The 14,823-nt window shown below is 47.2% G+C and carries 7 protein-coding genes; 4 read left to right on the top strand and 3 right to left on the bottom strand.

Features of this window, described 5'->3' with window-relative positions:
- Positions 1-49 precede the first annotated feature (49 nt).
- Positions 50-451: an NmrA family NAD(P)-binding protein gene (locus tag ACUVJL_RS16455; RefSeq protein WP_445246833.1), complete on the top strand. Its 402-nt coding sequence runs from the start codon at positions 50-52 to the stop codon at positions 449-451.
- Between the two features lie 356 nt (positions 452-807).
- On the opposite strand, the gene ACUVJL_RS16450 is transcribed toward ACUVJL_RS16455, so the two are convergent.
- On the bottom strand, positions 808-2,934 hold the full coding sequence (locus tag ACUVJL_RS16450) for a cytochrome-c peroxidase (protein WP_445246832.1): 2,127 nt from the start codon (positions 2,932-2,934) through the stop codon (positions 808-810).
- 657 nt (positions 2,935-3,591) lie between these two features.
- Between ACUVJL_RS16450 and ACUVJL_RS16445 the strand changes: the two genes are divergently transcribed.
- Positions 3,592-9,507, top strand: a complete 5,916-nt coding sequence (locus tag ACUVJL_RS16445) for a Calx-beta domain-containing protein (protein ID WP_445246831.1) — start codon at positions 3,592-3,594, stop codon at positions 9,505-9,507.
- Positions 9,508-9,836: 329 nt separating this feature from the next.
- On the opposite strand, the gene rlmN is transcribed toward ACUVJL_RS16445, so the two are convergent.
- Both rlmN and ACUVJL_RS16435 read right to left on the bottom strand, forming a co-directional pair.
- Complete coding sequence (gene rlmN, locus ACUVJL_RS16440) at positions 9,837-10,946, bottom strand: 23S rRNA (adenine(2503)-C(2))-methyltransferase RlmN (protein ID WP_445246830.1); 1,110 nt, start codon at positions 10,944-10,946, stop codon at positions 9,837-9,839.
- Between the two features lie 117 nt (positions 10,947-11,063).
- Positions 11,064-12,125 carry an acyltransferase family protein gene (locus tag ACUVJL_RS16435; protein ID WP_445246829.1) on the bottom strand — a complete coding sequence of 354 codons (1,062 nt, stop codon included), beginning with the start codon at positions 12,123-12,125 and terminating at the stop codon, positions 11,064-11,066.
- Positions 12,126-12,541: 416 nt separating this feature from the next.
- Here ACUVJL_RS16435 and lgt point away from each other — a divergent pair, with 416 nt between their 5' ends.
- Entirely contained in the window at positions 12,542-13,435 is an 894-nt protein-coding gene (lgt, locus tag ACUVJL_RS16430) for a prolipoprotein diacylglyceryl transferase (RefSeq protein WP_445246847.1), read from the top strand.
- Positions 13,436-13,554: 119 nt separating this feature from the next.
- The gene (cobM, locus tag ACUVJL_RS16425; protein ID WP_445246828.1) at positions 13,555-14,355 is read left to right on the top strand and encodes a precorrin-4 C(11)-methyltransferase; all 801 of its coding nucleotides are present in this window, start codon (positions 13,555-13,557) and stop codon (positions 14,353-14,355) included.
- The last annotated feature ends 468 nt before the right edge of the window (positions 14,356-14,823 follow it).

Below are 14,823 nucleotides of genomic sequence, written 5' to 3'. Positions count from 1 at the left end.
ATCTATAAACTTTACTATAAACTTTACAAGGAAAATCAGGACTACAAAATTGATTGTTCTGGTTGTCGGTTATACTCGAATTCTGGGTTCTAAGATTGTCGCTGCTGCGATCGACAAAGGAAATGTTGAATTTAAAGCAATGGTGCGATCGAGCAACGAAAGCCATCAAGAAAAGCGCCAGAAAATAGATGAAATGAAAGCAAAGAGTGCAGGGATCGTTGAAGGCGACTTAATGAAGGGTGAAACCCTTCGGCGGGCCTGTGCAGAGGTAGATGTTATTGTATCGGCTGTTGGCAACAATGAAGTGACCGTGCTCGGGCAGAAAAACTTGATTGATGCTGCCAAACAGCAGGGCGTTAAACGGTTCATTCCTTCCGATTATTCGGTGGACGATCGCCAACTCTCCCTAGGGCGACAACAACAACCTGGATATGCGGAAGCAGGTGTTTGAGTATCTGTGTGTGGCTCCTGCACAGCTCGTTGGGGATCCACACTCAAGCGATGAATACAAAATCCCCAACCTCTTTAAGAAGTTGGGGATTTTAACGGTTCAGTTGAGGACTCATATCATGTCCGATCGATTAACCATAATATCCCGGTCGGGGCGGGTTTTTGAGCTGGTCAATTATTGGCAGGTATTGTTTGCTCACGGGCCCCTACAAAAATCGCGGTCCCTCGACCGGACATGATATCAAAGGGGATTAGGATAGATTTCTCGATCGCGCTCGCATGAGTTTTCTCAGGCTTCAACCGCGAAAATCGCCTGGTAATCCCCTTTAAAGCGGTGTTCAATACCGCAGTTCATCATTACTTAGTGACACACATATATCCTCCGCTGACAAACTTAGGTTTTGAGCCTGATGGACAGTCTTCGTCAGTAATGCTTCCCTTAAGTGGATTCTCTAATGATGGCGTAGTAGATGACGGAGTAATCGTTGTCGTTGCTCGCTCCGGGGGAACCCCCAAGAAGTGTGGTTGAGGAGTATTAGTCCCCTTGGCACCCACCGCAGGCAACTCTAGCAGTGTTGTGGTAGCTTGCCCTGTGCCATCATTGGTCACGGCGTTCTGATCTCCGGGATGTCCATTCGTCACAAACAGTTGTGGATGATCGAAGGGGGCACGCTGATAGCGAACGCGCTCGTCGGTCAGAGATACAAGGAATGCGACCAAAGACGTTTTCTCTTCCTCGCTGAGTCCTAGGCTGTGGATGTCAGCATCGAGATTGTCAATGTTGTTCTCAGCAAAATCCCCGCCTCGATTGTAGAAATCAACGACCTGTCGCAAGGTGAGTTGCCCACCGTTGTGGAAGTAGGGACCTGTCAACTCCACATTCCGCAGTCCAGGCGTTTTGAATGCACCCTCTGCTGCAATATGTTCATCTGCACCGACGGTGTCATTTGGAGTTGCATTTAGTAATGACGTAAAAAGTCCTTGCTGAGCTAGCCGCGATTCTGAAAGGGGATGGCCGAAAGGATCCTTGCCGCCCACGCCCAAGTCTTCCCAAGTGGGTCGAACGCCAATATTGTTGAAGCCATTGTCATAGACAGCTTCTCCACCATTTACCAGCGTCAGGTGGTCCACCCGTTCATCCTCCACATGGTTGACGGAGGCGCCAGTAAATTCAGCCCCTGTGTGACAGTTGATACACCCCGCTTTACCTTCAAACAGATTCTTGCCTTGCTTTTGCTGTACAGTCAGGGCGTTGCTGTTTCCCTCCATAAATCGATCGAAGGGTGAATCGTCAGAAATCAAGGTGGACTCGTACAGTTGAATCGCTAATCCGAAAAATAATGAGAAGTTGTAGTCCATCAGTGTAAACTCATCGGTTGCCAAAGCTCCCTGCGGCTGCTTGAAAGACCGAGTTCCTTGAGAATCAACCTTGATGATTTGCTTCGAGTCCCACCACTGCCGGTGAAACGCATCCTCAACCATTTTTTCGTAACTTTTATTTTTGAGTCCGGGCCCGGGCCAACGGCTCAAGGTGCCCAGAACGCTGTCTTCGGGATGCACAAGCTGTTGGCCAAGTGGCGCTAGCACCCGAAGCTTTTTACCCGTCTCTCTAGGCAGCTTTTTGACTTTAATGCTATCGAACTTCTGCCCGACATCAGCAAATACCCGACCCGTTGCCGATTGTTCCACAGAGTTTAGCGGTGGGCCCACTGCCTGGGACGCCAGCGCTGAATTCTTGAGGCTAATTTTCACCTGCTGCAGAGGGGATTGCTTTGTCGGTGCTTTCAGGACATAGGCACCTGGGTCTCTTGACCCAAACGGATTGACACCATTAAATTCGTTTTGGGCGCGTCCGTCCCAAAAGTTGCGGAAGTTAAACACAGCGTTAATTGTGCTGGGCGTGTTGCGTTCTGTTACCTGACGCACGTTGGTGCCCTGGACGTTAAAGACCGAATCTGGCACAACCTGTACCCGATCGACCGCACTACCAGGGACAATATCGATGAATTTTGTCAGACTTACCCCTTGAGATCCTGTAATATCGTTGGTGTCAGCTAGAACTTGCGACAAGCGATTGTTCGGGTCTGCCAGCTTGTGGAACGGATAGTCCCCTGGCTGCAGCACAGAGTTGGGACCCTTACCTGCATTAAACGTAATGTCTGGATTTGCCTCACCGCTGGCATTTACCCGCAACAGCCCTGGGCTGAGCTGGTTCTTATCACGACTATCAACTCCAGCATGAAAGTGGCAAGTGGCGCAAGACTGCATTCCGTTGCTGCCCACCTGCAAATCCCAGAACAGAGCTTTTCCTAAGGCAATTGCAGCCGGTTTGTTTTTGACGAATTCTCCTAAGTTTGGTGGCTCAGGGACTGCTACGGTTTTAAGCGAAGCCAGTGCTTCAGACGGTTCGGAAGCAGCGGCGAGTTGAGCCGATGTTGTGTGTCCGGCTAAGATGGCAACAGCGACAACTGTAGCGATTGCCATAATGTTGCTTGTTCGCTTAAGCCACCTTGCTACCAACCGAAAGAGATTACTTAGAGGCATCCCAATATAATTTTTCAACATTTTACTTATTTGTTTGGCTCCTACATAGAGTTGTCCAAAACTGAGTCCTGAAATGCTTGAATAGCATTCCGATCGTAAACTTGAGACGGCGGCGGATATGTTGCTTGAATAACTTATCTTACTCTAATTAAATTACCACCCGCACCCATGTAAATTGTGTTGGATGCTGCAAATAAGCTGTCGCGCATTTAAATTGCATATTCGGGGCGGGCGGGACGCCCACCCCACAAGAGTTTTATTGTTTTTTGACATACAATTTAAATCCCGAACAGCTTAGCCACAGGCACCACTTATAAGCCAAACTCGAGCCGTGCCGCTGGTTCAGAAGGTGCAGATTTTAGTAGCGATAGATCACAAGAGTGGATATTTTGTGAGAGGTGCGGTGGGGCGAGCGGCCCAAACCTGTCTTGTTGGGATTAGCCAGATTAGCTATAATTTGGAAAAGAATCGCGTAAATTATTTTTAATCGGTACTTATTAACTATTACTTAAATAAATAGTTACTATTCCTTAACTTTAGGCTATTAGTATCGGTTTTTGGGAGTAATAACGATCGCCAACTAGGGAAAAAAGTCTTATGGCAGCAAAATTAGTGATTTCGGGCTACATGGCAAATCCAGCCGGTACAGATAGTCCTTACGAGTATTTGCAGGTAATTGCTACAGAGGCGATCGACTTTGCAGCGACTCCATACACGGTGGTGTGGGCAAATAATGGAACTGCAAATCCCAACGGATGGGTTAGCGGGGCTGCTTTAACTTACGGTTTCAGCATTAATTCAGGTACTCTCACTCAGGGACAAGTTGCTTATGTAGGGGGTTCTGGCAAATTAATTAACGGTGCCGCCACTACAGATATTTCTGCGGCAAATTGGCTGAAAACTATCAATACAGGCACAACTGCGGGTGATGGTTTTGGATCTCTGAACACTACCGGCGTGCTAGGAAATGGAGGCGATAATGCTGACGGTATTGGGATTTTTGACGTTCCGGTTGCCAGCATTACTAGCACAACTGTTCCGATTGATGCTGTATTTTTTGGCACGGGTGTAGGGAGTGCAAATCCTGCTACTGGCGGTTATGTATTGCCAACAAATGATATCTACGAGAATGCACAGGGAACTTTTGGGGATGGAACTAATACAACTCTTTTTCCCGATCCTGCTGGCGGGAGGTTTACTAAGTTAACGGGAACTTACAATGCCGGTACGGGTACTTGGACGACTCCGCGCACAGCTACGAGTGTGACTAATCCTACTGCACTAACACATATTGCAGCAGCAGTGACGATCGCCACAACAACTCCTTTACCCGACTTAACCATCACCAGCAGCGCCCCTGCTACAGCGACGGTTAACACTCCCTTCAACTACACGCTGACATTAGCCAACAGCGGTACTGCTGCTGCGACAGGAGTTAGCGCCAACTTCACTCTGCCGCAGGGGGTGACATACAATTCGGCTAGCGGTGCCGGTTATACAGTAAGTCAAGCGGGTGGAGTCGTTACTTTTTCAGGAGGTGCGATCAATCCAGGCGGCAGTGCAATTCTGACTGTTAATGTTACTCCGACTGCTACGGGTACTGTCACCAGCGCTGTTGGGGCGTCCGTTGCCGATCCGGGAAATACGATCGCCGAAAGCAACGAAACCAACAATTCCTCTACTGCGACTCTCACTACAACTGTTGGAACGACTGCTAACACTCCTCCAACGATCGCACCGAGTGCAGCTTCTACATTTTTAACAGTTCCTAGCTTGTCTGGAGTCATCAACGACCCCACCGATCCGGCGAAAAACTTCGGTGTCAACTTTACTTTAGCCGATGCGGAGACTGCTGCCGCCAGTCTGACATTAACCGCAACCAGCAGCAACACTGCTGTCGTTCCCAACGCCAATTTAGCCCTCAGCGGTACCGGTGCAAACCGCAATCTGAAAATTACTCCTGCAGGTGTCGGCTATGCTGATGTGACTGTCACCGTTAGCGACGGAACAAGCACAACATCTACCGTCCTCAACTACGCTGCTTCTGCTGCTTCGGGCACTCCTGCGATCAGCCGCTTTCTCACGGGGACAAGCGATGCGAGTACAGCGATCGCGATCGACTCCAACTATATGGTAGTCGCCGATGATGAAGACCAAATTATTCGTTTGTACGATCGGGCCAATTCCGGCTTACCAGTCAAAACCTTTGATTTTACCAACTCTCTCGGCTTGAGTGACTTATCCGGCGGTGTTCCCAGAGAAGTTGACATCGAAGCTTCAACCCGCGCCGGCAACCGAATTTACTGGCTGGGTTCCCACAGCAACGCCAGCGGCGGCAATTTGCGCCCCAACCGTTACCGCTTGTTTGCGACGGATATCTCCGGTACCGGTGCGGCAACAAATCTCGCTTACACCGGCCAGTACAACAACCTGCGAAGTGATTTGATTGCGTGGGGAGATACTAACGGTTTCAACTTTACCGATAGCGCGGCTGCGGGCAAAGTGCCGGAAGCAGCCACCCTCGACGGTTTCAATATTGAAGGCTTGACATTTGCCCCGGACAACACTACTGCCTACGTTGCATTCCGGGCACCGCAAGTTCCGACAACCGATCGCACTAAAGCTTTGATCGCACCGATTACTAACTTTGCCAACTTGGTAACGGGGACGGCTACCAGCGCTACCATCGGTGCTCCGATTCAATTAGATTTGGGCGGCCGCGGAATTCGCAGTATCGATCGCAATGCTAGCAACCAATACCTAATTGTCGCCGGCCCTGCTGACAACGCTACGGGTACGGCCCCGAAAGACTTCCGGCTGTATACTTGGACGGGAAATGCTGCTGATGCACCGATCGTGCGATCGGCGAACTTGACTGCTTTGAATGCAGGCGGCAGTTTTGAATCAATCGTGGAAGTGCCGAGTACCTTAACCGATAGCAGTCAGATTCAGCTATTAGTTGATAACGGCGACAATGTGTGGTACGGCGACAACATTATCTCCAAAGAATTGCCGCAGGATAACTTCCAGAAATTCCGCAGCGATACGGTAACTTTAGGTAATTCTCCGGTTCGCATCCGCAACATTCAAGGCGCAAGTCACACTTCATCTTTAGCCACTCAAACTGTTAGCAATGTTCCGGGTGTAGTGACAGGGGTAATTAGCGCTGGGGGCAGTCGCGGTTTTTATATGCAAGACCCGACTCCCGACACAGGGCCTAATCCAGATTCTACATCGGAAGCGATTTTTGTGTTCCTGGGAAATTCCGCGATCGCGAATCCGACAGTCGGACAATCGGTACAGGTAACTGGTCGAGTTGACGAATTCCGCCCGGCTAACAACGCCACCAATCTTACCACTACCCAAATTAATGCTACGGTTTCTGGGGCTGCGGTGGGGGCGATCGCATCTCTCGGTACAGTTACTCCAACTATTATCGGCAACGGCGGCCGCACTCAGCCTACAACTTCCATTCAAAATGATTTCACTGCTGCGGGCAATGTAGAAACTGGCGGCGATTTCGACCCGACAACTGAAGGCATCGACTTCTATGAAAGCTTAGAAGGAATGCTCGTACAAGTCAACAATCCAGTAGTTGTCGGCCCCACAGTTAGCTTTGGAGAATTCTACGTTTTGCCAGATAACGGTGCAAATGCTACGGGCAGAACTAATCGTGGTGGGATTGCCGTTTCTGCTACTGATTTTAATCCCGAACGCATTCAAATTGACGACACCTTGCTCAATCCGCCCAGCGGTGGCAGCCTATCGCCTGTTACCAACGTCGGCGACCAATTGAGTGCAGTCTCAGGCATCGTCGGTTACAGTTTCAGCAATTACGAGGTTTTAAATACCGCTCAAATTCCTCAATCCAGCGTCACTGCTGGCGGCTTGGCTAAGGAAGTTACAAACCTAACAGGAAATGCCAATCAACTGACAGTCGCCAACTTCAACGTCGAGAATTTAGACCCAAGCGATACCGCCAAATTCCCAGCCCTAGCCAGCCGAATAGTCAGCAACCTCCAAAGTCCTGATATTATCAATTTGGAGGAAATTCAAGACAACAACGGGGCGACTAATGACACTACTGTTGCGGCTGACATAACTTACAATACCTTAATTTCCGCCATTCAAACAGCGGGCGGCCCGACTTATGAATTCCGGCAAATTAACCCTGTAAACAACCAAGACGGCGGCGAACCGGGTGGCAATATTCGGGTGGGATTTTTGTTCAATCCCAGCCGCGTTACTTTTGTCGATCGCCCAGGCGGCACTCCCACAACCCCAACAACAGTTAACAGCGTCAGTGGCGCGCCCGCACTCTCAGCAAGTCCCGGCAGAATTGACCCGACTAATGCAGCCTTTAATAGCAGCCGCAAGCCTCTAGTCGGTGAATTTCTATTCAACGGGCAGCAAGTATTTGTGATTGCCAATCACTTCAACTCAAAAGGCGGCGACCAACCGCTTTTTGGCCCCAACCAACCGCCTGTGCTCTCTTCAGAAACTCAGCGCCTCCAACAAGCACAAATTGTCAAGGATTTTGTCGATAGCATTTTGGCAGTAGATGCCAATGCAAATGTGATTGTTGCAGGAGATTTAAACGATTTCCAATTTTCTGAACCCCTGAATGTTGTCCGGGGAATTCCGGGCGGTAGCGGCACACCTGTGCTGCAAAACTTAATTGAAACTCTGCCGGAAAATGAGCGCTACACTTATAATTTTCAAGGTAACGCGCAGGTTCTAGACCACATTTTAGCTAGCAATAATTTAGCTGAAAATTTAGCCGGATTTGATGTTGTTCACATCAACTCAGAATTTGCCGACCAAGACAGCGACCACGATCCGAGTGTAGCCCGGTTTAACATTCCATTACCGACGGTAACTATTACTGCGACAGACGCAACAGCAGCCGAATCTGGTACAGATCCAGGTACTTTCCGCATTACGCGATCGGGCAGTACCAGCCTGCCGCTGACAGTAAATTATACAACTGCTAGCGGTACGGGCTTTGCCACCAGCAATGATTACACGCCGGATTTAACGGGTAGCATTATCATTCCGGCCGGTCAATCTTTCGCAGATGTTACTATTACCCCCATTGACGACAGCCTTGTGGAAGGTAGCGAGGCCCTCAAGCTGACTTTAGTGGGTGGGGCTGCTTACAATTTGGGGACTGCTGGTACTGAAACTGCTTCAGTGGCGATCGCCGATAACGACATTGTAGCGCCGGGAATTTTTAATTTCAGTAGCGCCACTTACAGCGTTAATGAAAACGGCACAACCCAAACAATTGCAGTTAATCGTACAGGTGAAACCAATGTCTCGGCCTCTGTGAGTTACGAAACTGCTGACGGTAGCGCCACCGCCGGAAGTGATTACACTGCTACGTCGGGTACGTTAAACTTTCTCTCTGGCGAAACTAGCAAAACTTTCACTATTCCTATCACTGAGGACACCTTAGTAGAAGGGAATGAAACTGTCAATCTCAGTTTGACAAATGCGACAAATAATGCTAGTTTGGGAAATCAAAATACGGCGATTTTGACGATCGTAGATACAACGCCAACTCCCACGCCCACGCCCACACCAACTCCCACTCCCACGCCCACTCCCACACCCGATCCAAACTGCATTGGCGATCGCATAGAACGACCAAACCTCGATCGACCAAATCCAGTCGATAATATTATCAACGGCAATTCTGGCATCCTAATTGGTACTTCCCAAAATGACGGTTATTTGGGCAGGAACAGTCCCAATATATTCGATGCCAAAGCAGGTAACGACAACCTAATTGGTGGCAACAGCCCCGACATTTTCAACGGCAATGAAGGCAACGATTTCCTCAACGGAAAGCGCGGCAATGACTTCCTTATTGGCGGCAAAGGTAACGACCTCATACTAGGGGGTGGAGGCGAGGATATCATCTTCGGAAATAATGGGAACGATTCGATTAACGGTGAAGATGGCAATGACTTCATTTATGGCAATGAAGGCGCCAACTTTATGGATGGGGGCAAAGGCAACGATATCCTCATCGGCGACCAAGATAACGATGTCACAGTCGGAAGTCAAGGCAATGATTCTATTTTCGGACAATCAGGAAATGACACCCTGTGCGGCGATGCTGGCAATGATTTACTCGGTGGCAATGAGAATAATGATTTGATAGATGGCGGTGCTGGAAATGATACAATTTATGGGGGTGGAAACAACGACACTATCCTCGGTTGTAGTGGCAACGATTTATTGTTCGGAGATTTAGGAGAGGACAGCTTGATTGGCGGGATTGGTAATGACACGTTTGCGATCGCAAGTAATCTCGGATTTGATATTATTTCCGATTTTGTTAAAGGCGAAGATGTGTTAGGATTGTCTCGCGGTTTGAGTTTTAATCAATTGGAAATTAGTCAGAGTGATAACAATACTTTGATTAAAGTAAATGGAATTGCGATCGCCTCTTTAATCGGAGTCAACGCTTCGCTAATTGGTGTTAACGATTTCCGAACAGTTTAAGCACAGTAGTGTTGACTGTTGACTGCTGGCTGTTGGCGGTACGACTCTCAATCGAAAAACTGATATCAATGATGGTGCAACCGGACTCGATCTAATTCATCTGCGTTAATCTGTGTTTATCTGCCTGTATCTGCGGTTAAAAAAAGAGAATTTGTTAACCGCAGATGACAAGGGATTGACGCTGATTCACGCAGATGCAGAGAATGATTTTATAATTTTGATGCTACCGGATTTGATATGAGGTGCGTCAGAACAGAATTTCTCAATTATCGAGAAAATAACGCGATCGGGACGCACCCTAGGAATTTTTAGCGGTAAAAAATCCCATCCTAAACCTCGGATGCCCGCAATTGTCCGCAGGCGGCATCTGCTTCTAAGCCGCGAGAATACCGCACGCTAACTGCAATTTTCTTTTCCTTCAAAACCGAAACAAAACTGTTAATTCGATTGGGAGTGGGTCGCTGATAATCAGCTTCCTGAATCGGATTGTAAGGAATCAAATTGACGTGACACTGAAAACCGCGCAAGTGAGTTGCTAACTCGGCTGCGTGTTCTGGCAAGTCATTCACATTAGCTAAAAGCACGTATTCAAAACTCAATCTCCGCCCAGTCGATCGCACATATTCCCGACATTCTGCGATTAAGTCACCCAAAACATAAGGGCGGGCGCTAGGAATTAACTCTTCGCGCAATCTTTGATTGGAAGCGTGGAGGCTGACGGCGAGGGTAACTTGCAGTTGATGTTCGGCTAGTTGGCTGATGCGATTGCGAATTCCTACTGTAGAAATGGTGATGTTTCGCTGTCCAATTCCTACGTCTTGATTCAAACACTTGACAGCAGCTACAACATTATCGAAATTCAGCAGGGGTTCGCCCATTCCCATAAATACGATGTGGCTGACTCTGCGGCCGAAATCTTGCTGTACTGTCAAGACTTGATCGACGATTTCGTGTTTTTCTAAATTGCGCTTGAAACCGCCTTTTCCCGTAGCGCAAAAGTCGCAGCCCATCGCGCAGCCAACTTGCGCTGAGACGCACACAGTCAGCCGTTTTTCGGTGGGAATGCCTACTGTTTCAATGATTTGACCGTCTGCTAATTTTAAGAGATACTTTACGGTGGCGTCTGGTGCGACCGATCGATAGTGAATAGTCGATCGCCCGATCGGAATTTTAGCAACAGTCTCGCGCCACTGTTTCGAGAATACAGAAATGTCAGAGATCGATCGTGCACCTTTCTCATAAATCCACTGGTACAACTGCTTTCCCCGATAAGCCGGTTGTCCCTGCTGCTGCACCCACTCCGTTAACTCAGCTAAACTCGCCCCCAGCAAGGGCGGAATTTTACCCGACTCAACAGCCAAAGCAGCAGTCTTGCGAGACTGATTCGCACCCTTGGAATTACCAGAAGAGTACACCTGAGAAACGGAAGTAGGAGACATAGGTCATCAGAAAATTTAAAGCCACCCTATATCTTAAAACTTCTCGACCAAAGCTGCCATCGATCGCTGACGAAATTGGCGAAAATAGACTTGGTAAATATTTTCTGGCACTTAACTTCATGAGGATGACAACTGCTTGCGTAGCTTTCCGCATGGCAGTTCTATATACCTATACATTGCATAGGCTAATATAATAGAAATCAGCATACTCATCGCTGCTTGCAAAACCCCAGAAATTTGAGGTAAATAAAGATAAACAGCCTTAAGTACAGTATGGTGTACTAAATAAAGCGAGTATGAAAGCAAACCACTAAACCGCATCCAATTCCAATTGAGAATTTGAAATATTCCCCAATCGGGAAAACGGATAGCAGCAATAAAAAGACCATGTAGTGCAATACCTTGAATAGTGTAACGCAATGTACTTTCAAATTCACTAGAATTAGACATAAACGATAAAATAATTACAGTAATTCCGGCTGGTAGTACGAAATACTTCCACAGTCTATCAGAGCCATAGGGAGTATCTAATACTGGGTTGCCATTGACCGCTAATGCACAGCCAAACAATATACTATCTATTCTCGTATCTGATAAAAAAAGAATGCTAATTTTATCTGCTCCCATGCCAAACACTAGAACACATCTCCAAATTAGAATAACTAAGCAAATTCCCCAAATAATTAACATTTGCCTTTGGGGACTCACACGCATTTTGAGTAAACTTATGTAGAGAAAAGGAAAAAGACAGTAGAAGTGTTCCTCCACCGCCAGAGACCAATATACGACACTACCAGGAGCTACTCCGTAACGATCAATAAAAGTTGCATAATAGTTATAATAATGGAGAGCCTGGCTTAAAAAAGCTGGTAGTTTCATTTCTCCTTCCAGTACACCTATCCATGTCAAGATAGATGCTAGGAATAAGACGAGATAAAACCCAGGCCAAATTCGCAGAATACGTCGTAAATAAAAATGTTTTAAATTAATGAATTGGTTTTGTTCATATTCACGTCTCAGCAAAGTTGTGATCAAATATCCGCTTAAAAAGAAAAACACTGTTACACCAAAGCCTCCAGGGAAAATCTTCTCGGCCCCTGCATGAGATAAAAAGACAAGGAGAAAAGCAATCGTCCTAATTCCGTCCAAGGAAGGAATGTAAAATTTGGATGGTGTCATATTTTTTTTTAAAAGAATATTAATTTTTTGATGATTGCATATTAACACCCATACTTTTTGTATGTCAAGCCCCACTGACGCTTACAGCGTATCCCCAGTTTACGAAGTGCAGTATGGAGACGGCAGAGCCTTCGACGGGAATTGATCGATAAGCGGGTGTACTTTATAAACCTGCAACCTGCTGTAGATTGCGGGACGCATTTCAAGGTAATTCTGTGATTCTGAGTGTAGCCTTTGAGTCCGTCGTGCCACGTCAACAAGGTTGCAATAACAGAAATCTCGACAACAAAGTTAATTTTTGGCAAAATTCCCCAAAAATTGCGTATAAATGACCGCAGCCACCTAAAATAAACTCTGTAGTTTGTTAAAGGGTATGCAAAATTTAACGGCTTTCCATGACAATTAATGCAACTTTTATGGTGCTAAATATTCTGGCGCTGCCCTTAGCGTTTCAATTTACCTCCCCAGGCCCGATTATCTTTCAACTCGGCCCCCTAGCCATCCGCTGGTACGGGCTGTTGATAGCTTCTGCCGTCTTGATTGGGGTCAGTCTGTCCCAATACTTGGCCGAAAAGCGCCGCGTTAACCCGGAATTGCTGGGCGATTTGGCAATTTGGCTGGTTCTGGGGGCTATTCCCTGCGCTCGAATTTATTACGTGGCTTTCGAGTGGCAGCAATACGCCCAGAGGCCAGAGGATATTATTGCGATTTGGAAAGGCGGAATTGCCATTCACGGGGCGATTTTGGGCGGCACGATCGCAGCTTTAATTTTTGCTAAAATTCAGCGAGTTTCTTTTTGGCAATTGGCAGATTTAATCGCGCCTTCGGCAATTCTCGGTCAGGCGATCGGACGCTGGGGAAATTTCTTTAACTCCGAAGCTTTTGGCAGCCCTACGGATTTGCCATGGAAACTCTATATTCCCCCAAACAGCCGCCCGCCCGCCTACGCTAATTTTGAATACTTCCACCCCACATTTCTCTACGAATCTCTGTGGAATTTGACAGTATTTGGGTTGCTTATGACTTTGTTTTTCCGCGATTTGCAGGGCAAAATTCGCTTAAAAACTGGTGCTTTGTTTTTGGTTTATATTGCAGCTTACAGTTCGGGTCGAGTCTGGATTGAAGGGTTGCGAACTGATAGTTTGATGTTCGGGCCGTTGCGGACGGCGCAAATGGTAAGCTTGACTGGGATTGTTTTAGGATTGGCGGGGTTGGCTTGGCTTTATTTGGTCGATCGACCTTTACCAGATGTTATTTCCCCCAAAGGCGATCGGGCAAGTATCACTCACAAATCCCCAGAGGATCAATAAAAAACCCTAGAGAGGTTAGTCTCTAGGGTTGAAACCAGGGTGCATCTACCATTCCTTACTTCCAACCAAAACAGGTGCATCCGGAAGCGCCAGTAAATTTAGAAAATTTTTTAGTAGCAATGAGTTTGACACAGTTTGAATCCCTAATTCCAGGCGTATACATTGTAGGTGCAGGCCCGGGAGACCCGGATTTGTTAACTGTTAAGGCGCAAAAATTATTGGCTGCTGCCGATGTCATATTATTTGCTGATTCGCTAGTCCCAGTGCAAATTTTGCAGGGGGTACGCGCGGATGCTGAAGTGATCCAAACTGCTGATAAGACCCTCGAAGAGATTGTACCTTTGATGGTGGAACGAGTGCAGGACGGAAAAAGCGTCGTCCGCCTCCATTCGGGCGATCCCTGTCTCTATGGGGCCGTCGGCGAACAAATGCAAGCTTTGGCCGACGCTGGAATTGGTTTTGAGGTAATCCCGGGAATTAGCGCTTTCCAACTTGCTGCTGCTAAACTTAAAATTGAGTTGACAGTTCCCGGAGTTGTGCAGACAATTATTTTGACGCGAATTAGCGGTAGAACCGAAGTACCAGAACGCGAAGAATTGGCGAGTTTAGCGGCTCATCAAGCGAGTTTGTGCCTGTACTTGAGCGCACGCCATGTCGAACAAGCTCAAGCTAAATTGATGGAACACTACCCATCTGATTTGCCTGTAGCGATTTGTTATCGGTTGGGCTGGCCCGATGAAAAAATTGTGCTAGTTCCCCTTGACAAAATGGCAGTTGCTACCCGCGAAAATAATTTGCTCAGAACGACAATGTATGTGATTAGTCCGGCGTTGGGAAAAGAAGCAGAAGGGCGATCGCGCTTGTACCATCCAGAGCACGATCGGCTGTTCCGAAAAAAATCAAAAATGGCAAATAAGTAGTCGTTACAAATCAAGATTACATGGGGAGGGCGGCTTTTGCACTCATCTTCTCGGTTGTATATAGCAATCCTTGCAGGAGTCATAAATTTTTTACCCCACCCCAACCCTCCCCGAGCTCGCGATCCGGGAGTAAGAAATTTACAAATGATGCGAGGATCGCTATAGCAGTCCTAAATGAGTCGCAAAATTGTATAAATTATAATAATTAGGGAGTATAATAATACTTGTATACTGGAAATCGGCAAAAAAGCAATATGTCTGAGCAACACTATTTACAAGAATTAAGTGATTTTATAGATGGCAACCCCGACCCGAGAGAACTGAAGCGACTGTCGGGGCGACAAGTCGCTTATAACGCTGATAGAATAAGCCTCATAGCTCTTATTCCTTGTTGGTAATTAGGTAGTTTATGTGGAGACAAAGACATTAATTCAACAACAACCTGCCAATTACTAAACATCGAATCGA

The sequence above is a fragment of the Microcoleus sp. OTE_8_concoct_300 genome (assembly GCF_031383065.1).
Classification (GTDB): domain Bacteria; phylum Cyanobacteriota; class Cyanobacteriia; order Cyanobacteriales; family Microcoleaceae; genus Microcoleus.
This window is presented reverse-complemented; position numbering and strand designations above follow the sequence as displayed.

What these genes read in the sequence shown, in the direction of transcription:
- cobM (WP_445246828.1), top strand. Translation starts at nt 13,555, where the DNA reads ATGAGTTTGACACAGTTTGAATCCCTAATTCCAGGCGTATACATTGTA.
- ACUVJL_RS16435 (WP_445246829.1), bottom strand. Translation starts at nt 12,125, where the DNA reads ATGACACCATCCAAATTTTACATTCCTTCCTTGGACGGAATTAGGACG.
- rlmN (WP_445246830.1), bottom strand. Translation starts at nt 10,946, where the DNA reads ATGTCTCCTACTTCCGTTTCTCAGGTGTACTCTTCTGGTAATTCCAAG.
- ACUVJL_RS16450 (WP_445246832.1), bottom strand. Translation starts at nt 2,934, where the DNA reads ATGGCAATCGCTACAGTTGTCGCTGTTGCCATCTTAGCCGGACACACA.
- lgt (WP_445246847.1), top strand. Translation starts at nt 12,542, where the DNA reads ATGGTGCTAAATATTCTGGCGCTGCCCTTAGCGTTTCAATTTACCTCC.
- ACUVJL_RS16445 (WP_445246831.1), top strand. Translation starts at nt 3,592, where the DNA reads ATGGCAGCAAAATTAGTGATTTCGGGCTACATGGCAAATCCAGCCGGT.